Genomic DNA, 21,830 nt, shown 5'->3' on the forward strand with positions numbered 1-21,830 from the left:
AATTTCAATTTTCTAATCATGTACAATAGGCTTGTGTTTCTGCTTGAATTCAAAAGCAGATTCTTTGGTGAAACGTTCTACCAACGGCTGTCCTTCACCTCTTGCCTCTTTTATTTCTTTTGCCCACACCTTTCTTAATTCTTCAAGTTTTTGTTGGTATTGGCCGTCTTTTGCTAAGTTTTGTAATTCGTTAGGATCATCTGCTAAATGATATAATTCCTCATATACAGGCTCTTCACCATTTAGAGGACTTTCAGCATAACTTCTGTATACTGGAATTTCTTTATCGTTCATGCCATAGAGTACGCTGTTGACATTCAAACCCAATGCTTTGGCGTATTCAATTCTTTTATTGGCAGAGAAGTTGTCGTTTTTATAATATCTAATATATTTCCACTCTTGATTTTGTACCGCCTCACATCTTGGGTTCCCAAAGTGCGTAGACCAAAGATTTTCAGTGTATACATAAGGTCTTACAGATGCATTTTCGTCAGTCAATAAAGCAGAAACATCTTTTCCTTGATATACCGTTGGAATTTCGATGCCCGCTTTGGCCAACATTGTAGGAGCAATATCAATACTTTGTACTAGGTTGTCATTTCTATGTACTCTTTTCTTTTTGGGAAGGCGTGGATCATAAATGATTGTAGAAACCTTTGTGCAGTACTCATACAAAAGTGCTTTTCCGCCTAAGCCATACTGTCCCATCAAAAGACCGTGGTCTGATGAGAAAACAATTATGGTGTTTTTATCTAATTTTAATTCCTTTAGTTTTTCAGTAAGGTTACCCACCAAACGGTCAATTCCTACCATTGCTTGATACTGACGCGTGAGCCTTTCTCTTGTTCCTTCAGGTGTGTCTACATGACTGTAGATGGTTTGACGGTCTTCTGCATGAAGTAAATCTGCAGGAAGTTTTGGTGTTTTAATGTCTTTTTTAGCAATGTAGTTTTCTGGTAGAGGCAGTGTTTGATCTCTGAATAAGGTTCTGTAAATCTCATCATCCGTCTCCTTTTGTTTCATGGTAGAAGTACTTGCACCATGAGGCAGGTTGAAGCAGATGTTTAGAAGGAAAGGTTGATCTTGTGGTCGGCCTTCCATCACTTTGATGGCTTCCTTAATTCTGAATTCGTTATTGTCCAATACATCAAAAGAAGCTTCTTCTAAGATTTCAATTTGAGTATCATTTTCAGCTCCTCTAAAGATTTTGTGGCGGTCTTTAGGATAAAAACCTAAATGCCTGTGCCCAGCATAAAAATAATCGAAGGCATGTTCCATCACTTTAGAATCATAGCCGTTTTTACCAAGTGGCGTATGGTTCTTACCGATATACGCAGTAAAGTAACCCGCTTCTTTCATCACAACAGGGTAAGCATTTTTCCAAGCTTCCTCTGATAAGGCAGTTCCAGAATTGAAGTTGACGCCGTGTTTTCTTTCATATTGCGACATAAACATAGAAACCCTACTTGGCATACAAATCGGGCTTGTGATATGAGCGTTGGTAAACAAGGTGCCTTGATTGGCCAACTGATCAATATGAGGTGTTTTGACCACTTTATTACCTGTCACACTTAGGTAATCATAAGGCTGGTCGTCCGTCAAGATAAAGATGATGTTAGGACGGCTTTCCTTTGTTTTCTTTTGAGCGTTTGTACTCAAAATAGGTAGTGTAATAAATAAAAATAGTAATAAGTTTTTCATTCTTTTTTAGTTTGTGCTCGCACATCAAATGAAATAATAGGAGGCATAATACACCTCCTATATCCTTTACTCTCATTGTACTGTGCTTGCAGTTACAGTATAGTCACACTTGCTGTTTGGAATTTTGCACCCAACTCAACACTTCTTTGCATTGGTGAGGCATTTCCGATTGTTATTTTTAATTTCCCTTTCGGGTCGATTGCTTTTCCTTTATCGTCAAAAATTTGTCTCTCTTCCTGTGAAATTTTGAAAGTCACTTCTTTCGATTCTCCCGGCTTCAAGCGTACTCTCTCAAATCCTTTCAATGAAGAGTTTGGTGCATTAAACTTCACTTTGTAATCTGATAAGTAAAGCTGTACTACTTCTTCTGCTTCAAATTCTCCAGCATTGGTGATGGTCACTTTTGCTACTACTTCTTCTTTCGCTTTCAACTTTTCTTTAGAAAAAGAAATAGGACTGTAGTTGAATTCAGAATATGACATTCCATAACCAAATGGGTACATAGGGTCCGCATCCATATATCTATAAGTTCTTCCTTCCATTGTGTAGTCTTCATAAGGAGGAAGTTGGTCCACTGACTTAGGGAACGTAATAGGAAGTTTTCCTGAAGGAGAAGCATTGCCAAAAATGATATCTCCAATAGCGTCACCACCCTCTTGTCCAGGATACCAAGCAAACAGAATTACGTCTGCAATTTCAGCAATCTCTGTCAAGTTCACTGGGCTTCCCGCAGTCAAAATCACGATCAAAGGATTTTTAGATTTAGAGCGGATTTTCTTCAAGTAAGCAATTTGGTTGGCAGGTAAATTCAAATCGTTTTTATCTCCTTTAGACGCTGAAGCAATGGCCTCGCCTTCTTCACCTTCAATCAAACCTGAAATTCCCATCACAGCAATACAAGCATCTGCTGCGGCGGCTTCACCCGTTGACCAGTCAATAGGGTTGCGGTTTTCACGGTCCAACATAATACCTTGTTTGTAATTGATACTTGTACCCAAGCTCACTTTACTTACAATTCCTTCTAAAATATTGGTCATATGACCACTCACTCCAAAGTAGTTGCCTAAAAGCACTTCACTGTTATTGGCATTAGGTCCCACTACATAAAGTGTTCTGATATCTTTCTTTAATGGAAGTACATTGTTGTCGTTTTTTAATAAAACGACTGATTTTAATGCGGCATCATAAGCCAATTTTCTGTGAGAAGCACACTCCACCGTATCACCACTCACTTTGTTGAATGGGTTAATTTCAGCAGGGTCTAGAAGTCCCAATTTGATACGAGTTTCCAATAAATTTCTTAAACGAGCATCGACTTCCTTTTCAGTAATTAAACCTTGCTCTACCGCCGCTACGATACTTCCTTTATACACCTTGCCACAGTTTAAATCTGTTCCTGCTTTAATAGCTGCTGCCGTAGCTGCTTCAGGTGTCGGGTAAACTTTGTGGTGTGCATAAAAGTCTTGAATTGCTCCACAGTCTGAAACCACATGACCATCAAATCCCCATTCTTTTCTTAGAATCTCTTCAAGTAGTAAATCACTGCCACAAGCAGGTTCACCAAACACTCTGTTGTAAGCGCCCATCACTGCTTCCACTTTACCTTCCTTCACCAATGTTTTGAAAGCAGGAAGATATGTTTCTCTAAAATCCCTCATGCTCGGAACAGCATCAAAAACGTGTCTGTCTTCCTCCGGACCAGAGTGTACAGCGTAGTGCTTAGCACATGCCGCGGCTTGAATATATTTTTCATGATCACCTTGCAATCCCTTTACAAAGTGCAAGCCCATTTGTCCAGATAAATAAGGATCCTCACCGTACGTCTCTTGACCACGTCCCCAACGAGGGTCACGGAAAATATTGACATTTGGAGACCAGAAAGTAAGTCCTGCATATCGAGAACTATTATTCATTTCTTGAGCCACTAGAAACTTCGCTCTAGCTTCTGCACCAATGGCAGTGGCAATATCTTGAATTAATGCTTTGTCGAAACTGGCAGCCATACCAATTGCTTGAGGAAAAACGGTAGCTCTACCATTTCTTGCCACACCATGTAATGCTTCATTCCACCAGCTGTATTTTGGAATTTGCAGACGAGGGATTCCCTCACTGATATCCACCATTTGAGAGGCTTTTTCCTCCAAAGTCATGGCCTTTAAAAGTGCATCAATTCTTTCGTCAGTATCTCTATAAGGATCTAACCAAATAAATTCTTCCTGTGCGATAGTTTGTTGAGCAGGCACTAAAAAAAACAAGCACCCCAATGCATATAAGTATCTAATCATTTCATTACCATTTAAAAAATTTGCTGCCGTTATGGTTTCAAAAATACTAGATTGGGGGTGCTGGCGGGGTGTATATTTTACACAAATAGAGGGGGGAGATTTGTTGTTCAGTAAAAGTCCATTGTTATGAGTTGAAAAAGATGCAACTCGAAAGGGGGATTTTGTCTTAGAATGCTATGTGATGTGTTTGTTTGGAAGGTATAGGGGAGCTGAGGGAAGAAATCGAATATTACTTTTTGGAGAGCTTGGGGGTTGAATGCTACAAATAAAAATAGCTGAATACGCAGTGAACGAAATTATTGTTGGTTATTAAAAGAGAAGTGTTTTGTCATAACCTATTAAGAGCAATGCTGTAGGGATGTTGCATTACATTGCCCTCATGAACTGCAATACATAACTATTTATTCTTCAAAAGAAGAACTCAATTTAAGGAATGAAAACTTAGTTTACAATCTACTTTACTTCACTCTTAGAAGATAAAAATTGAATGGAAATGCTCTCTTTAGATTAATAAAATATTGGGGCTATTAAATGTGTTTTGAATCCTTCTTTTCTTGGATCTAGGTCTTCGATAATGAGTGAACAAATTTCACATCAGATAAAAGAGCTGTCGTTATCCTTATTTTTCTGGATATTAGGTCTTCGATACATTAAGTGCACTTGGTTTAAAAACTTCAGATCCGTCGCCATCCTTGTTTTCTTGGATCTAGGTCTTCGACAGGCATTTGGAAACTAAGAAATAAATATAAGAAGAAGTCGCAATCCTTATTTTTTTGGATATAGATCTTTGACTTGGAAAGATTCAAAAGGTAAACGAGTAAATTAAACGTCTCAATCCTTCTTTTCATGGATATAGTTCTTCGATAACGAAAGAATTGTATTAATTAAAAAGGAATTTGAAGTCGCCATCCTTCTTTTTTTGGATATCGGGCTTCGACGAAATGGGAATATCAAATGCTGTACCTTCAGAGTTGTCGCCATCCTTGTTTTCTTGGATCTAGTTCTTCGGTCATTCGAGCCAACATGTCCTCGAGGATTCCAGATGCTGTCGTCATCCTTCTTTTTTTGGATCTAGTTCTTCGACTGGTCTAAAGGTCATGCTTCAGTACAAATGGAAACGTCTCAATCCTTCTTTTTTTGGATCTAGTTATTGGACAGGAAGATCCAAAAACCAAAGTTAAGACTCCTATATCGTCATCCTTCTTTTACTGAATATATTTCTTCGATTTCCCTAAGCCAGCACACTGTGCTGGGGCAACTATGTCTCAATCCTTCTTTTCTTGGATCTAGTTCTTCGACTATTCAAACGTAATTATGACACAGTTGAGAAGATCAAGTCGCAATCCTTATTTTTTTGGATATAGGTCTTTGACATCAGGTAGTGAATTCCCTAAACCTGCTCATATGGCGTTGCCATCCTTCTTTTTTTGGATCTAGATCTTCGACATTGTTGACACTGAGCTTGAGAGTCACACTGTAAAGTCGCCATCCTTCTTTTTATGGATCTAGGTCTTCGATTCTATAAATCAAAACTATAGAATCTAAAACAGTATAGGTCGTAATCCTTATTTTTTTGGATATATTTCTTCGACATGGGCTACTCTATCGCAGGATTTTCTCCTTGCGTGTCGCCATCCTTCTTTTTTTGGATATAGGTCTTCGACGAAATGGGAATATCAAATGCTGTACCTTCAGAGTTGTCGCCATCCTTCTTTTCTTGGATCTAGTTCTTCGGTCATTCGAGCCAACATGTCCTCGAGGATTCCAGATGCTGTCGTCATCCTTCTTTTTTTGGATATAGGTCTTCGACATAACTATGAATAAGTCAAACATATACCAACAAAATGCGTCGCAATCCTTATTTTTTTGGATATAGGTCTTCGACATTATGAAACGAGAAGATTACGTAGCACCTACAGGGTCGCAATCCTTATTTTTTTGGATATAGGTCTTCGACAACAGTTATTGATGTAAGAGATTGTATTGACAACTAGTCGCAATCCTTATTTTTTTGGATATAGGTCTTCGACGATACAAATAACCATCCCTTATGAGAGTTACATTCACGTCGCAATCCTTATTTTTTTGGATATAGGTCTTCGACGCATGTTAAGGTGTATAAATATTCATGTAAATAGTTGTCGCAATCCTTATTTTTTTGGATATAGGTCTTCGACAAAAAAGGGATAGAGAGTGATGCTCTCTATCCTTCTTGGTCGCAATCCTTATTTTTTTGGATATAGGTCTTCGACTCGAGGTTAGCAAGGTTATCGTAGGTAACATTGTCGTCGCAATCCTTATTTTTTTGGATATAGGTCTTCGACGAAACAGATCCAGTTCGTCGAATGATACCATCTAAAGTCGCAATCCTTATTTTTTTGGATATAGGTCTTCGACATACACTTGTACACGAGAAGGAAAGCCTACAAAACTGTCGCAATCCTTATTTTTTTGGATATAGGTCTTCGACTTTTCAACATATTAAGCTAAAGATATGAAGAAAATAAAGTCGCAATCCTTATTTTTTTGGATATAGGTCTTCGACATTAAAGAAGAACATCGCAACAAGTTTAGTGATGAAAGTCGCAATCCTTATTTTTTTGGATATAGGTCTTCGACAATTGAAATAATTGAGGTGAATGACACTCAAAAAGGTCGCAATCCTTATTTTTTTGGATATAGGTCTTCGACAGAAAAGGAACTAGAAGTCAGAAATGGTTTATATAGAAGTCGCAATCCTTATTTTTTTGGATATAGGTCTTCGACAAAAGAGCTAGAAATCCGTAATGGTTTATATAGAAGTCGCAATCCTTATTTTTTTGGATATAGGTCTTCGACAAATAATTTCATATATGAAAACTGAATTAGAATATAGTCGCAATCCTTATTTTTTTGGATATAGGTCTTCGACTTGAGCTTCGCGTACTGCAAGATGGGAAGATAGTCTGTCGCAATCCTTATTTTTTTGGATATAGGTCTTCGACAGTTACGATCAGCCATCGCAGTTCTATATAAACCGGTCGCAATCCTTATTTTTTTGGATATAGGTCTTCGACTAGAAGGTTACGAGGGATGCGTAATCAAGAGCATGTCGCAATCCTTATTTTTTTGGATATAGGTCTTCGACATGCTATTATTAAGTCAATGGTTATCAAAAAGCAGTCGCAATCCTTATTTTTTTGGATATAGGTCTTCGACCCATTACAAAACCTTTACCACTATGGTGAAGGATCGTCGCAATCCTTATTTTTTTGGATATAGGTCTTCGACAAATTCAAATAATTGAGGTGAATGACACTCAAAAGGGTCGCAATCCTTATTTTTTTGGATATAGGTCTTCGACAAGTTAGAAAAGTACCAGTAGGCATAATCGAAATGAGTCGCAATCCTTATTTTTTTGGATATAGGTCTTCGACAAGTAATAGGATTTACTGTATACTTTACAGGAGAGGTGGTCGCAATCCTTATTTTTTTGGATATAGGTCTTCGACACAAGAGGTCGTTAATTCATATTACAATTTTAAGAGGTCGCAATCCTTATTTTTTTGGATATAGGTCTTCGACAGCAACTGCTAAACTTGGTAAGCGTCATGCTGATGCGTCGCAATCCTTATTTTTTTGGATATAGGTCTTCGACAAGAATTGAAATTGAAATCGTAGAGACAACAGATAGCCAGTCGCAATCCTTATTTTTTTGGATATAGGTCTTCGACACAAGAATTAAAAAACATCAAAAACTCATTTAATAAGTCGCAATCCTTATTTTTTTGGATATAGGTCTTCGACGTTACAAGTTTGGATTTCATAATGTCTAGTGTGTTGTTGTCGCAATCCTTATTTTTTTGGATATAGGTCTTCGACCATATAGATTGTAACCTACTAAGTTCTCGTAAGAAGTCGCAATCCTTATTTTTTTGGATATAGGTCTTCGACAGCTTCTTTGCAATAAATTGAAAATCAATGAGTAAAAATGTTAAAATAGGAATAATGAAAATTTATCTTAGAATAAATCATAAATTATTCTAAGATAAAATAGTATTTAACTTAGTGTGTTTTTACTCATTTTCTATACTGTCAAAAATTTCGACATAGAAAAAAGAGATTCAATACGTCAAAAATCGTATAAATCTTAGTAGATTTCATCTAAAGGTCTTGTTTTTCAATAAAAAAATCTAAAAGTACTTCGTTAAATTATGTGAATATATTTTTTGAATAGCGTTCTCATTTCCAATAAATTGACTGGATTGTAATTGTTTACTATCCATTGGGAAGAAGAATAGACTGTCTTCAGTATCTCCTTTTTCTTCTAGGAGTGCTCTTAATTCATCATACATTAGATGAAAGCCTTTCTTTTTGAGTGGCAGTGAAATAAATACTGATTTCTGAATCCGATCACAACCATGCTTTAGAATAGTTTTCATCACTGAAGTTCTCAGTTTGTTATCACTAATATCATAGCAAATTAAATATCTCATCGCTATTTTGTTAGAAATAATACTTTAGTCACATACATCACCGTAATACAAATTATCAAAGAAATGATCATTACATAGAATAAGTTCTTTTCATAAAAAGGTGTTCTCGTTCCATGTTTCACTTCTTTCTCCATTCTACCTGCTAATTGTTCAAGTTCTTCTTCCGAAAGAGGTTCGGGGTGTTCAATATGTCTTTCTGTAGGAAATAAAGTCTCATTATTATTGTCTTGATAAATCCAAAACCTCACTCCCCCAAATCCTGAACACGCACCTCTACCTTTTTTCTCTTGTTTTGAACCGTCCATACATATACACCCAATTCTTTTCCCTATGGGTTTATACCTCTGTTGATAGTTTCCATGAGTAGATTTTTCACCTTCAATATCAGAAGTCCGTAATATTTCTTCCAGTTCCTCGACGCTGATACCATCTTCATAAATCGTAGAATCTGTATCAATAGGAGGGTAGGGCATACTCACTTGTCCGAACACCAATACCAAATGAAAAAATAGAAGAATGGTAATAATTATAGCATGCTTATTCATGATTGTATTTTTTTAAAATTGTAGCCAATGCAAAACTGTCTAGATCGATTTGTGTGGTACGTTTGTGTTTTTCCTTTTTACCTCTTACCGGAGCTTCTAAAAATTTAGAGAAATACTGAATCACAATCGGTTTTCCAGAATTTCCTAACCACATTCCACCACCATCTAATCGTTGGAAGTCTTGTTCACTTAAAAGTTCATGTTGTGCCAAAGCAATACAAGCTTCATCAACATATATTCTATAACATTCTATGATGTCAAATACCATTGCTGGTTTTCTATGCTGGTCAGCATGTAAAACGCCAACATAAGGGTCAACACCTGCTTTCATAAGTGAGAGTTCAACAAAAGAATAAAGCATTCCATACATATAGTTGAGGATGCAATTGAACATGTCTTTTGCAGGTCTAGTAGATCGTGTAGGAAATTGCCAGTTTTTGGGCAGTACAAAATTAAGGGCTTTAAAATAACACTTGCCGCTAAATCCTTCCAAGCCTCTTAGTGTAGCTTTAATCTCACTTTTAGGAAGCGTAAAATCAATGACTTTTCTTCTTAATTTTTCGTATTCAATTTCAAGGTCCAAAAGATAGGGGTTGATGGATTTTTGTTCTTTTTCATAATACTTCAGCAATTGAATTTGATTCAAGACTTTTGCTTCAATAATTTTCTTGATCCAATCAATGCCTTTATTGCTTTCTGCAAAAAAAGCTTGATTTCTCCGGATTGTGGCAATACTACCAAACTGTCCACTCCATACCTGACCAATGGGCTTACCGATAGCATCAAGCAGCAGCATTGGAATACTGTTTTCAATGGCCATTCGCATAGCATTAGTACTTACACTCACACCTCTAGTAAGAAAAATGCATTTTACTTTAGGAACTGCCACCAACTGTGGTGTACTATGTTGAGGTTTTACCCAAAACATTTCATCTTTTACTCCTAGGTAAGCCCCATAAGAGTCAATAAAAAGTTGCATAGATTTTAAAGTAAAGTTTACTGTGCAGATAGGTTGCACGGAACTGAATTATACTTGTGGTGTGTTTGATTCTAATTTTAAATAAAACTATGAAAAAATATATTATATTACAAATTATAATTTTATGTTTTTCTTCGCTAGTATCAGCCCAGAATGTGTTTTACGATCAACTTTATCGTGCAGATTACTCATGGGTATACCAACGTCAATCTGATGGATCTTATAAAGAAATCAATGAGATCAATTGGAGGTTGAATATTCGTTTTACAGAAACACATGTCAGAGTGGATGATTCTGCAGATCAGAAGAAGTTTGTGTATAAAATTGATGAAATAAAGACGGAAAACAACGGTCAGAAGATTGTGGTTCAGGCTAATAACTATGGCAGTAAGTTTATACTGTACTGGGGAGAGAGTCGAGCGGGAGAGAAGGGTTGGTTTCTCACATGGTATTGGGGAGAATACGAACACTCCAATCACTTTAAATACAAGCAGGAGATGAGTATACTGAGAAAAGTATATTATTAAAATAGAAGTATACAATGATTGTAATAAATGTTAATAATGTGAAAATTTGTTTAGTGTATTGTTATATTCACTTGTAACTTTTTAAGTGTTGCATTAATAATGCAACTAAATGCTACAGATTTTTTAAACAATTTTTTTGCTAAACTTCTACCTAAAACTAATACACATGTATTATGCAAAAGCTGAAAATATTAAAAGTGCAATTTGATGCACAGATAGCTCCATATGAAGTGCCAGCTTTCAGAGGGGCAATAGCCGCTAAAGTTCCTAGAGATTCAGTCTTATACCATAATCATGACGGAGAAAAATTACGTTATGGTTATCCACTAATTCAATACAAACGTATTGGACGCAATCCTACTATTGTCTGTGTAGGCGAGGGTGTAGATGAAATCCATAAGTTTTTTGAAAATAAGGATTGGGGTGTGGAGATTTCTGGGAGGAGGTTGGAGATGAAAATCAAAGACCTTGATGTAAAGCACCTAACGATGCAGGTCTGGGACCAAGACTTCTATTACAGAATTACAAACTGGCTTCCTCTAGGTGCTGAGGCGTTCAGAGAATATCTTGGTATGTCCACTCAAGAGGAACAGATTCGATTTCTTGAAACAAAGTTGATTGGCAACATCATTTCAATGGCAAAGGGTATCAATTGGACAATTGATAAACAAATTCGAGTAAAAATTAAAGAAATTGAAAGTATAAAATCAATAAAATTTAAGCAAACAAAACTGTTGTCTTTCAGCTTAAACTTTTCTACCAATGTTTTTATACCTCATCATTTAGGGTTGGGTAGAAAGGCAGGCTTTGGACATGGCATTATTAGAAAGCAAAACAATAATTAATATATGATACAATCAGAAAGTAGCGAATTGTATTTATATAGTTTATGGAAGGGAATCAAGTCTAGAGATAGTGAATGTGCAAAATTGATAGAAACAAAATGTAGGCATTCAAATCTTAAGCTTGATGAAGACCGTGAATTATCAATCATTTACAATGAAGCTACAAGAATGGCTTATGGGAAAAGTAAGTCTAACTCTTCACAGCAAAAAGTGAGAAATATTTTTGACAATATTCATGTTAAAAATAAGCAAAGCTTATATGAAAACTATTATAATTTTGAATCTCTAAATTTCACATCTTTATCAGAAGACAATAAAAGTATTTTTCCTAACCAAGTAAAAAAGGAAAGCAGCGATAAAGAAGTCTGGAAAAACTTTAGAGAAGAAGGAATAGATAGAATAGAAAATGGAAGCAAACCAAGGGTAGTTGCTGAAATTATTCAGCATTTATCAAAAAAATACACTTGGTGTTTACCTGCTTATTCTACTTCTGCTGCAATGAGTTTTTATGAGTACGAAAAGTCAAAAACAGCATTCTTCTTATCTCTTTATAAATACCTCAATGAGAAAAATTTAAAGTTTGAAGATTTAAGTGAGTCAGAAGAACCATACTTAATGCTGTGTGGAGATGTTTCTGGAATTCAGAAGTTTATCTATAATATTTATTCAAGAAAAGCATCTAAAAGTTTAAAAGGGCGTTCTTTTTATCTTCACCTTTTAGTAGAAACCATAATCGATCATATTTTATCGGATGTTGCTATTGACCTGCATTTACCAAATATTATTTATGCATCTGGAGGAAAGTTTTATTTACTATTACCCAATTTACCAAAAGTAAAAGAAGCTTTAGGTAGAATTGAGAAGGAAATTGTAACACGAATTTTCAATAAGCATAAAACGGATTTATATGTATGCTTAGGTTATGTATCTTTTGGTATTAATAAAGATGCTGAGGTCTTTTCGTCTTACCAAGATAGCTTAAGAAAGGTAAATTCTTTTTCTACTTTATGGGGTGCGACCTCAAATGAAGCGGCAAAGAAGAAAAGTAAACGCTTTGAACATTTATTTACTAATGCTGAACCTATAATAGATAATGGTCAAGATAAAGTGGTAGGTGGTTTTGATGCTTTTTTTGGAAAAAATGGAATTGCCACCAGTGATGCAATAAATGATGGTTCAACAACAACTCGTTGTGTAGTAACAGGTGACCCCGTACCCAGAAAGAAAGAATATGAATTAGATAAGTTTGATGAGAAGAGTTCCGAAAAACTTTATGCGACTAAAGCTGTTTTAGAACAAATTCAGTTAGGAAGTACACTCCAAGAATCTCAGTTTATATTAAGTGGCGAGTCGAAGGAGTCAACTTCAATAAAAAATGCCATTGATCCTTTAGGGATTGGCGAAATGTTACAAGTATTTAATAAAGAGAAGCAACTATTTGCATCTATAGATCCTGATTATGACGGAATCATTAGGCTGAAATCAATTAATGATATCCTATTTCTTTCCAAAATGAAAGGAGGAGATCAAATGATTAAAAATCTTTCAAGAGGATTTACCTTATATGGAGGTAATAAACAAGCCCAAACAATCAATGGAAAAGGGAAAACTAGACCCAAAACATTTGATGAATTGGCAGGCAGTGAGGTAGATGATTTCGATGTTCAGCATATCGGTTACAAGAGATTGGGTGTCTTAAGAATGGATGTAGATAACCTAGGGCAAATTTTTATTAAAGGTTTGCAAAATGAAGATCAATCTTTTGCTTCTTATTCTTTCTTGTCAGGCCAGTTAGATTTGTTCTTTAGTGGCTATCTTAATGCGATTAGAGATAGTGGTATTACCAATCAAGGAGAGCGATATGAAGACTGGGTAAATATCATTTATTCGGGTGGTGACGATGTGTTTGCTGTGGGTAGATGGGATATGTTATTATCGTTTGCAAAGAGAGTAAGAAGTGATTTTAGGAAATTTGTTGGAGGAAGAGAAGACATATCCCTATCTGCGGGAGTTGCTGCAGTAGGTGGTAAATTCCCAATAAGTAAAGCTGCAGATATGGCAGGTGATGCTGAAAGCAAGGCAAAGAAATTCAATAGTGAAGCTAAAAATGCTTTCTCTTTAATGATACATGGTATTGCTGAAGATAACTCTCTAAATGAAATAGTTAAAGATCATATTTCGGGTGATACTTTTAGCTGGGATAAAGAATATGACTTTGTAGAAGTACTTGCTGAAGATTTAGAAGAACGTCTACAATCTGGTTTGGCAAAGGGACTTTTAGGTAAACTTACTTATTACAGGATTCTCAAAAACGAGAACAAGCTAGATTGGTGGTGGCTTTCTGCTTATCACTTTTCGCAATTAGAAAAGAAAGCATCAAATGCTGAAGCGACTTTACTTGAAGCTCTTAAAAAAGCATTAGTAACAGGGAAATTTGAAATGAACTCTATTTCCAATGAAAATATTAATATCAATTACCAAGCATCAACAAAAGAAAGAATGCTTGATTTGATAAATGCTTCTTTACGTATTGCAGATTTGAAGAATAGAAATAATTAAAAAATATATCATGTCTAATATTAATGAAATAAAATCCTCATGGATTAAAGAAGGAATGGACCGTGAAGCGGTAAAATTTGCCGAAACTTTAGCTAAAGAACTTGTAGATCTAAATGATCGAGGTTTTACAGGTAGAAATGCAATGACAACATCACAAGTCAGAAATTTTTTTGGGGAAGTTAGGAGAATACAAATGAAAGGTTCTAATCAGAACCAAAGTGATTTTTATATGTTACAACCAAAACTAGCTTACGCTGTTGCTCGTGTAGGTAATAGAAATGCAAAGATTAATAAGTTTCAAGAAGTAACCAATCAACTCCTAAATTTTGTAGATCCTAAAAATGTAGCTGAGTATGATAATTTGGTTTCGTTTTTAGAAGCTGTGGTAGCTTATCATAAAGCAAATAACGGTAAATAACTCAACAAAAAATATTTATACAAAAGATGGCAAAGAAATTAGTTAAAAAGATTATCATCAAAGGTAATATTGAAGCAAAAACAGGTCTACATATTGGAGGTTCTAATTTAAACTTACAAATCGGTGGTGTTGACTCAGCAATTGTGAAAAACCCGCTAACCGATAAACCTTATATTCCAGGAAGCTCATTAAAAGGAAAAATCCGTTCACTACTAGAACAAACGAATGGTTTGATTGGAGGAGCACAGGGCAAACAAATACAACATGGTCCAAGTAAAAAAGGTAAAGTAGCTGAAGTTTTTGGAAGAACAGATAATGAAGGGAATTCAGGTAATATTCCTTCGAGAGTTATTTTTAGAGATTGCGAGCTAATTGATGAAGAGGAAGTTCTAAAAAACAATAAAAATACAGATTTACCATATACTGAGGTAAAGACTGAAATTGTGATGGATAGAATTACAGCAGCGGCTACACCTAGACAGTTAGAACGTGTGCCTGCTGGGACTACTTTTGATCTTGAATTAGTCATAAATATTTATGAAGGTCATGAAGTTTATTCAGAAAGATCAGAAGAGGAAACTGTTCAACTAATCTTTGGAGGATTACAACTTTTACAAGATGACTATATTGGAGGAAGTGGTTCAAGAGGAAGTGGTCAAATCAAATTCAATATAGAACAAGTTTTGGAAAGAGATATTGAAACTTATTATGGAAAAGCAGATGCTTCAGATGTTGATTATACAACAGTAGCATTACCAGATAGTTTAAAAGCATAATTACCAATAATCAATAGAGGTTTATACTCTATTGGTTATTCTTTAGAATAAAAACAGGTATGTTAAGAGTCTATAAATTACATTTTTCAACTCCTTTACATTTATCGGATGAATCAGAAGGATATGATAAATCTCAAAGTTTGCTTCATTCTGATACTTTGCACGCCGCAATTATGAGTACTTATGCTCTATTAGGTAAAACAGAAGCTATCCCTCATGATGGAGTTCCTCCCTTTACAATAAGTTCTTTATTTCCTTTTGCTCAAGCTGAAGAAAATAAAGAAACAACATATTTTTTACCAAAACCATTTAAACCTTTCAACCCGAATAAACTATCAGAAGAAGAAGCAAAAAAGATAAAAAAGATAGAGTGGATTGAATTATCCTTGTTCAAACAACTGATAGGTGAGAAAGGATTGGCAATCGAGAAAGATTATATCCATAAAGGAAAATTCCTAGCCAAATGTAAAATAGGAAAAGTGATGGATACAGAAATGTCTCAAAGAGTTGTTATACGAAGAGATCGAACAGCTACAGGTATAGATAATGTTTCTCAGGTGTTTGGAGGGTTTAGTGTACCGGAAAAAGTAGCACCTGATCAAGAAACAACACCTTTTTATATTGAAAAACTAAGATTTTCAAAAGGTAGTGGGTTGTACTTTATTTATGAAGGAGATGAAAAGAATAGTTCACTATTTGAAACTGCTCTTCAATTATTAGGAGATGAAGGCATAGGAACAGATCGAAATGTAGGAATGGGTAAATTTTCATTTGAGAAAGTCGATTTGAAGAGTGAGAAGGTTTGGGATCATTGGGACACTATGTGCCAATTGAAGTCAGATTATTCAGTGACATTATCCTTATACTGTCCGAAAGATGAAGAGGAATTATCCAAAGCACTTGAGGGAGCGAAATACAACTTAATAAAAAGAGGGGGATATATAACCACGGAGCCTTTTAATGCCTTACGAAAAAGAGAAGTTTACATGTTTGCTGAAGGCAGTGTTTTTAGATTTACTCCAAATGAAGTAAGAGGGAAATCTGTAAATCTTCAACCTGATATTACAAAGCTTGAAGAATATACCAATACTACAGCACACCCAATATGGCGTGTTGGCAAAGCAATGTTATTACCAATAGTCCCTGAAGTAAGATGAATACAGAATACAATCAAAATTATCAACTAGATATTGAAGCTGTTACTCCTGTTTACGTTGGAGCAGGGAAGGAAAAAGATTGGATGAAAGATTATGAATTCATCTATGATGATGGGTTTGTGTATGTTCTTGATCTTGAAAAGCTTTACAGTATTACATCGGATCTTAAAGAAATTCAAAGGATTAGTTCTCTAATTGTTGATAAAAAATTGACTTCTTATTTAAAACAACAAAGCATTGATTTAAATAGTATTTCAAAATATGTATTTGAATTAGAGACGGGTTTACCTAGTAAAGAAATAAAAACATTTATTAGAAATGGAATGGGTAAAACTTATTTACCAGGATCTTCAATAAAAGGAGCTGTTAAAAGTGTCTTGTTTAATGAACTGTATAAAAAATATAGTCAAAATGGACAAAATACAGTAAAGGTTTCTACAGATATGTTTCTCAAGAATAAAAGAGAAAAAGCATGGAGAGAAATTGAAGAAAATACTTTTGGTAAAATCAATACTAGTCTTGGGAGATTATTAAGAATAACTGATGGCGAATTTAATCATACCAAATTAATGCCCTCAAAGATTAACAATAGATATGGTGATGATTTAGATCAAGGTTGGAAACATGCTTTAGATGAAAATGGAGAGTATTTTGACCCTGTAAAGTTTGTGACAATTCAAGAGGTAATGCCAATTGGTGAGAAAAGTAGTGTGCGATTTTCATTCGCTGAAAAACTACTATCCAATTTTGAATATTACGCGCCAAATAACTCGACTACTTATAAAAAACAAAGATATCTTTTTCCTAATTCAAAAGATAAGTTAGCCAGCTTATTCAAAATTATCAATAGGTATACTAAAGAATTTATTTTAAAGGAAATTGACTATTTTGAAGATGAAAGTACTGATTATCATAATAAAGAGACAAGTCAGCTTATTGAATCTTTCAGATTGATTTTAAAGAAAATACCCAATGATAATTCATATGCTATTTTAAGGATGTCGGCAGGAAGTTCTTTTCATGGAATGACCGGAGACTGGAGGTTTAATAGCCATTTAGAAACCTTAGAACAAGGGAAAGAAGATCATCTTAATTTAGTTTATAATGTTCATAGTAGAACCAAAGAAAAAGCATTATATAAATCAAGAAAATTCATTTTCAGTGAAGGAACTTTAGATGAATATGAATTTTATCCTCCGGGTTTTATAAAGCTATCTTCTCCTGACTTAACAATAACAAAAGAGACAGAACAAGTAATTGAAAAACAGGAAGAGAACTTTATTGAAGCAACAAAAAAAGTAGATGAAATAGAAAAAGAAGAACCTGTTATAAAAGAAGCAATAGTAGTAGAAGAAGATAAAAAAACGGTTGTAAATATACCTTCTCTGGGGCAAGAACTAGCTTCAAATATACAGGTCAAAGTTTCAATTAAAAAAGTTGGGACACCGCATTCGGAAGTATGTTTAATGATTGATGGTGAAGTACATCAGTTTAAAATGTCAGGCACAAAGAAAATGAAAAAAGAAAAGTCTGACATAGCTGAAGGTGATGAAGTACTTGTAGAATTAACTGTTAAAGAAGGTAGTATTCGGATGTCTAAATATATAGGGTTAAAATAATATGCTAAAAAAAATTCTAATCAGTAATATAGGCAATCGCAATCTTATTTGGAATAAGAACGAATTCCCTGAAAAAAAGAGTTTTAGAGAGGAGACACAATTTATTCTCGAAAACTATGAAGAATACAAAGAGATACTTCAAATAAATATTCTTGATGTTCTACTTGATGAAGAGAAAAGCAGTTTAAGTAAAGTTATTCTCTTTACCTCTGATCAATTTGAAAAAAGCCCAGAACAAGCTAATCAAGATACTGTTTATGCAGGGCAGATTTTAAAAAAAATCATAGAAGAAAATTATCAAATTGAGGTAGAGTTAATACCATTAAAATCTGTAGCTATAGCTCAAGATAGTCTTCTAAGTGAAATCAGGGGACACTTAAAAAATATATTAGAGAGTAATACAAGTTCTGATTTTATTGTATCGACGACTGGAGGAACCCCTCAACAGAAAAATGCTTTAAAAATTATTGTTGAGTACTTGATGGATAGTACTAAATATAGTTTTTATCAATTGAATGAAAATTGGAATACAAAAAAAACAGAAGTTGAAAAGTTAGATAATTTAGAACATCGTAAAATCCTTGATACGGAACAAGCTATTATGTTCTGTAAAAGAGGGAATTATCTTGCAGGAGCTGAATTGATTTCCAATCTCAATGAATCCATTAAAAAAGAGCTTATTTTCAAAGTGCTGACTTTTTGTGATTACAGAAAACGTTTGATTGATGACTTTGCTGAACAAATTATCAATCCAATTCCCAATCAAGAGTTAGATGATAAAGGATTTGATTTATTGGTAGATTACAAAAGTCAGAAAAGTTTAGGTAAATACGGAAAGTGGTCAGATATATTTACTTCACAGCAGTTTTTTAGGATTTGTGAAACACTTTCTGTTGCAGAGTTTTTCTGGTCACAAAAGGATTATAGCAATGGCGTCTTGTATTATTCAATCTTTATTGAGAAGGTGTTACTTTCTGCTATTACAAAAGTTACTGGATTAGATTTAATTGGTGATTATAATAATAACCTTGATAATATACTACAAGAAATCCGTGATGCAGGGACACCTTTGGGTGGATTAGGAACAAAGCGGTTTACTTTACCTGTGATGATAAAATATGCAAATCATATTTTTCGTGATCCTGAGTTCTTAGATCTTTTATCCACTTTCGAAGAGTGTAATACAAAATTTGATAAAGGCATTGGTAAAGGTAGAGGACTTGATAAACTACGTAATGATTTAGCCCATAATGGAAAAGGAGTAAACCTGAAACAAGTCAATGCACAAGTGAAACATTTTGATGTTATTCAAAAGAAATGGCACAAAGCAATTGGATTACCAAGTGAGAATATTTTTGAGCAAACAAATAAAGCAATAACAAAACACTTATTAGAATTATAAATGAAAAACACAATCATCTTTCTATTTGGAAACAGAGATCTTCAAATAGATAATATGTATAAAGCCTCTGATATTACTGATAAAGGAGAAAAAATAATTGAAAGCTACTTTGAAATCCAAAATGATGGAAAAGAAAGAGTAGTAAAGAAAAATTTAAGAGCTGAAGGAATTACTTTTTTAGATATTAGTCAAAAAGTTTTTGATGCTTATGCCGATATGGAAGACGCCATTCGTTTTCCTATGGTAGAAAAAACATTGGAATATTTAGATGCCAAAAGCAATGATACTAAATTGGTTTTCTGTACTTCTTCACAGGAACCTAAACACATTCAAGATTCTTTTTATTTTGGAGAAGTGGCGTTGAAATTCTTTAAAAATAAAGGTTTTGAAGCTGAACATTCACCTTTCTCTTTGAATCCTAATGATTTTGAGGGGCTAGTCACTTATTTTTCTGAGTTATTTACAAAGCAGAAGTCAGGTGTCGGTAATCTTTATATTAGCAACTCTGGTGGAACTCCAAATATGCGTGCAGCATCTCATTTTGCAGGAATTTTCAGAGGATATCATTATTTAAATATTACAGGTATTTCGGGCGAGGTTAATGTAACGAGTTTTGATAAACAGGAAGGTTTAATTCTTTCACAAATAGTAGATCAAATGCTTTCCGTTTATGATTACGAAGGTATTTTGCAATTGCCAGTTTCAGAGGTGGTGAAAGAGAAATGTAGAGAGGCTTTGTCTTATTATAATCTTGATACGGATTATATCACGCAACATGAAAAATATCAAGATAGGGCGATTAAAGCGATCGAACTGATCTATGGAAACCTAGTAGTTTGTGTGAAACAAGGAAGATATGCAGATGTTATTGGAAGAATTTATAGATTGGAAGAAGCAATTTGGCAATATCTTTTTTATAAAAAATTAAAAGAAGATGACCTTATCAATGATTCCGATAAAGTTTGGAGAGTAGATTCAAAAGGAAAAGGTAAGTTTGATAGAAAGTTTGAAAAAACGGACTCTGATAGATCTTGCAAAGATTCTGTTTTAGAATCAAACTATCCTGAGCATTTTGCCTATCAAGACATTAATGGGAGAAAACAATTGATGTTTACAAAATTTGAAAAGCTGTCTACTGGCATAGGTAAAAGTCTTTATTATTTCTTAAATAAATCATTAGAGATTAACAGCACTGTTTGTGATTTTTATTCAAATCTAAATAATGGATATGATAAAGATCTGAATCACTTCGGTAATTTAAGGAATAAGAGTTTACTAGGACATGGTTTTAAAGGCGTTTCAAAAGAAGATATTGAAAAAATTACAGGAAATATTTCTTCATTTATGCAACAGCAACAAGCCATAGTAGAGGAGGTAATAGATGGTGATGTAGTTATGATTTTTGATAATATGAATGCAGAAATTTATGCTCTCCTGAAATAAACTCAACTGCATCCCCTTAGGAACAGAGAGTATAAAATAAACGCTGTCCGTAATTTTTAAATTTTATATATTGAAAATTATGGCAAAGCAATCCTCAAAAGAAAGTGCTGAGTTTCAGCAAATGCGAGACTTAGCACTAAAACAACTTTTATCCGGTCAATCACTTATTGGTGAAGGCGGTATATTCGCACCTCTATTAAAACAATTTTTAGATAGTGCACTTGATGCAGAAATGTCTTCTCATTTAGAGGAAGAGAATCAAAAGATAAAAAAGCTCCAAAGAACAGACGTAATGGTAAAAAGAGTAAAACAGTCAAAACCATCGCAGGTGAAATAGAGGTCACTACTCCAAGGGATCGTAATTCTAGTTTTGAACCTAGTATTATTCCAAAACGAGAGACTGTCCTTGCAGATAATATGGCTCCAAAAATTCTTTCCCTTTATTCGAAAGGAATGAGTTTAGCCGCTATCTCAGAGCATATCAAGGAACTGTATGATGTATCTATCAGCAATCAGACACTTTCTGGAATTATTGACAGGATCACCCCTGAGGTAAAGCTATGGCAAAACAGAGCCCTTGATAATGTTTACCTTATTGTTTGGATGGATGCGATTCATTTTAAGGTAAAAGGAGAAGATAGACGTACAGAATCTCGTGCTGTTTATAACGAACTGACAATCAATAAAGAAGGTGAGAAAGAGTTGATTGGGATGTATATCTCTGAAAGCGAAGGTGCAAACTTTTGGTTATAGGTGCTTACCGCCCTCAAAAGCCGAGGAGTTGAAGATATTCTAATCGCCTGCACAGATTCAGAGGCTATTCTCAGCGTTTTTCCAGCCACAGAGATTCAGAAGTGTGTCATTCATCAAGTGCGAGGTTCAATCAAATATGTAGCCTCTAAGGACCAGAAAGAATTTATGAGAGATTTGAAGCTCGTCTATCAGGCCATGAATAAGGAAATTGCAGAAGACGAATTTCTCAATTTAGAGGAAAAATGGGGGAAGAAGTATCCTATTGTCATAGAATCATGGCAACGGAACTGGTCGGAATTAAGTGCCTATTTCAGTTATGATCCCATGATCCGTAAAATGATATACA

General features: G+C 34.5%; 15 protein-coding genes, 1 pseudogene and 1 CRISPR repeat array. Of the genes and pseudogenes, 11 read left to right on the top strand and 5 right to left on the bottom strand.

What is annotated here, in order from left to right; translation table 11 throughout:
- Positions 1-12: 12 nt before the first annotated feature.
- The 5 genes from AVL50_RS17175 to cas1 all read right to left on the bottom strand — a co-directional run bounded on the left by AVL50_RS17175 (position 13) and on the right by cas1 (position 9,985).
- Positions 13-1,701 (bottom strand): sulfatase-like hydrolase/transferase, encoded by a 1,689-nt coding sequence (locus AVL50_RS17175; protein ID WP_062617729.1) that lies wholly within the window; start codon positions 1,699-1,701, stop codon positions 13-15.
- Between the two features lie 92 nt (positions 1,702-1,793).
- On the bottom strand, positions 1,794-3,986 hold the full coding sequence (locus AVL50_RS17180) for a glycoside hydrolase family 3 C-terminal domain-containing protein (RefSeq protein WP_082795883.1): 2,193 nt from the start codon (positions 3,984-3,986) through the stop codon (positions 1,794-1,796).
- Positions 3,987-4,521: 535 nt separating this feature from the next.
- Positions 4,522-7,919: direct repeats of the CRISPR family, unit length 37 nt; unit sequence GTCGCAATCCTTATTTTTTTGGATATAGGTCTTCGAC.
- 239 nt (positions 7,920-8,158) lie between these two features.
- The gene (gene cas2, locus AVL50_RS17185; protein ID WP_062617731.1) at positions 8,159-8,461 is read right to left on the bottom strand and encodes a CRISPR-associated endonuclease Cas2; all 303 of its coding nucleotides are present in this window, start codon (positions 8,459-8,461) and stop codon (positions 8,159-8,161) included.
- Between the two features lie 2 nt (positions 8,462-8,463).
- Positions 8,464-9,006 (bottom strand): hypothetical protein, encoded by a 543-nt coding sequence (locus AVL50_RS17190; RefSeq protein WP_062617732.1) that lies wholly within the window; start codon positions 9,004-9,006, stop codon positions 8,464-8,466.
- Positions 8,999-9,985, bottom strand: coding sequence for a CRISPR-associated endonuclease Cas1 (gene cas1, locus AVL50_RS17195; RefSeq protein ID WP_062617733.1), 987 nt, complete (start codon positions 9,983-9,985; stop codon positions 8,999-9,001). Before cas1 ends, AVL50_RS17190 begins: the two co-directional genes overlap by 8 nt.
- Before the next feature lie 89 nt (positions 9,986-10,074).
- Here cas1 and AVL50_RS17200 point away from each other — a divergent pair, with 89 nt between their 5' ends.
- The 11 genes and pseudogenes from AVL50_RS17200 to AVL50_RS33660 all read left to right on the top strand — a co-directional run.
- Positions 10,075-10,512, top strand: coding sequence for a hypothetical protein (locus AVL50_RS17200; protein ID WP_062617734.1), 438 nt, complete (start codon positions 10,075-10,077; stop codon positions 10,510-10,512).
- A 173-nt stretch (positions 10,513-10,685) separates the two neighbouring features.
- A complete protein-coding gene (locus AVL50_RS17205; RefSeq protein WP_062617735.1) occupies positions 10,686-11,357 on the top strand; it encodes a CRISPR-associated endonuclease Cas6 in 672 nt (223 codons plus the stop codon).
- A 3-nt stretch (positions 11,358-11,360) separates the two neighbouring features.
- Positions 11,361-13,916 carry a type III-A CRISPR-associated protein Cas10/Csm1 gene (gene cas10, locus AVL50_RS17210; protein WP_062617736.1) on the top strand — a complete coding sequence of 852 codons (2,556 nt, stop codon included), beginning with the start codon at positions 11,361-11,363 and terminating at the stop codon, positions 13,914-13,916.
- Between the two features lie 10 nt (positions 13,917-13,926).
- Entirely contained in the window at positions 13,927-14,334 is a 408-nt protein-coding gene (gene csm2, locus AVL50_RS17215) for a type III-A CRISPR-associated protein Csm2 (RefSeq protein ID WP_062617737.1), read from the top strand.
- Positions 14,335-14,360: 26 nt separating this feature from the next.
- Positions 14,361-15,110: a type III-A CRISPR-associated RAMP protein Csm3 gene (csm3, locus tag AVL50_RS17220; protein ID WP_063850767.1), complete on the top strand. Its 750-nt coding sequence runs from the start codon at positions 14,361-14,363 to the stop codon at positions 15,108-15,110.
- 59 nt (positions 15,111-15,169) lie between these two features.
- A complete protein-coding gene (gene csm4, locus AVL50_RS17225; RefSeq protein ID WP_062617738.1) occupies positions 15,170-16,267 on the top strand; it encodes a type III-A CRISPR-associated RAMP protein Csm4 in 1,098 nt (365 codons plus the stop codon).
- Positions 16,264-17,886, top strand: coding sequence for a type III-A CRISPR-associated RAMP protein Csm5 (gene csm5 / locus AVL50_RS17230; RefSeq protein ID WP_062617739.1), 1,623 nt, complete (start codon positions 16,264-16,266; stop codon positions 17,884-17,886). Before csm4 ends, csm5 begins: the two co-directional genes overlap by 4 nt.
- Before the next feature lies 1 nt (position 17,887).
- A complete protein-coding gene (locus AVL50_RS17235; protein WP_062617740.1) occupies positions 17,888-19,288 on the top strand; it encodes a hypothetical protein in 1,401 nt (466 codons plus the stop codon).
- Positions 19,289-20,731 (top strand): hypothetical protein, encoded by a 1,443-nt coding sequence (locus AVL50_RS17240; RefSeq protein WP_062617741.1) that lies wholly within the window; start codon positions 19,289-19,291, stop codon positions 20,729-20,731.
- Positions 20,732-20,810: 79 nt separating this feature from the next.
- Complete coding sequence (locus AVL50_RS17245; protein WP_062617742.1) at positions 20,811-21,068, top strand: hypothetical protein; 258 nt, start codon at positions 20,811-20,813, stop codon at positions 21,066-21,068.
- Positions 21,053-21,830: pseudogene (locus tag AVL50_RS33660) on the top strand (IS256 family transposase); the annotation flags it as partial. The gene AVL50_RS17245 and the pseudogene AVL50_RS33660, both read left to right, overlap by 16 nt.

Origin of the sequence: Flammeovirga sp. SJP92 (assembly GCF_001583495.1) — a bacterium.
Lineage (GTDB): Bacteria > Bacteroidota > Bacteroidia > Cytophagales > Flammeovirgaceae > Flammeovirga.

What these genes read in the sequence shown, in the direction of transcription:
- cas1 (WP_062617733.1), bottom strand. Translation starts at nt 9,985, where the DNA reads ATGCAACTTTTTATTGACTCTTATGGGGCTTACCTAGGAGTAAAAGAT.
- csm2 (WP_062617737.1), top strand. Translation starts at nt 13,927, where the DNA reads ATGTCTAATATTAATGAAATAAAATCCTCATGGATTAAAGAAGGAATG.
- csm5 (WP_062617739.1), top strand. Translation starts at nt 16,264, where the DNA reads ATGAATACAGAATACAATCAAAATTATCAACTAGATATTGAAGCTGTT.
- cas2 (WP_062617731.1), bottom strand. Translation starts at nt 8,461, where the DNA reads ATGAGATATTTAATTTGCTATGATATTAGTGATAACAAACTGAGAACT.
- AVL50_RS17205 (WP_062617735.1), top strand. Translation starts at nt 10,686, where the DNA reads ATGCAAAAGCTGAAAATATTAAAAGTGCAATTTGATGCACAGATAGCT.
- AVL50_RS17200 (WP_062617734.1), top strand. Translation starts at nt 10,075, where the DNA reads ATGAAAAAATATATTATATTACAAATTATAATTTTATGTTTTTCTTCG.
- AVL50_RS17175 (WP_062617729.1), bottom strand. Translation starts at nt 1,701, where the DNA reads ATGAAAAACTTATTACTATTTTTATTTATTACACTACCTATTTTGAGT.
- AVL50_RS17190 (WP_062617732.1), bottom strand. Translation starts at nt 9,006, where the DNA reads ATGAATAAGCATGCTATAATTATTACCATTCTTCTATTTTTTCATTTG.
- AVL50_RS17180 (WP_082795883.1), bottom strand. Translation starts at nt 3,986, where the DNA reads ATGATTAGATACTTATATGCATTGGGGTGCTTGTTTTTTTTAGTGCCT.
- AVL50_RS17240 (WP_062617741.1), top strand. Translation starts at nt 19,289, where the DNA reads ATGAAAAACACAATCATCTTTCTATTTGGAAACAGAGATCTTCAAATA.
- AVL50_RS17235 (WP_062617740.1), top strand. Translation starts at nt 17,888, where the DNA reads ATGCTAAAAAAAATTCTAATCAGTAATATAGGCAATCGCAATCTTATT.
- csm4 (WP_062617738.1), top strand. Translation starts at nt 15,170, where the DNA reads ATGTTAAGAGTCTATAAATTACATTTTTCAACTCCTTTACATTTATCG.
- cas10 (WP_062617736.1), top strand. Translation starts at nt 11,361, where the DNA reads ATGATACAATCAGAAAGTAGCGAATTGTATTTATATAGTTTATGGAAG.
- csm3 (WP_063850767.1), top strand. Translation starts at nt 14,361, where the DNA reads ATGGCAAAGAAATTAGTTAAAAAGATTATCATCAAAGGTAATATTGAA.
- AVL50_RS17245 (WP_062617742.1), top strand. Translation starts at nt 20,811, where the DNA reads ATGGCAAAGCAATCCTCAAAAGAAAGTGCTGAGTTTCAGCAAATGCGA.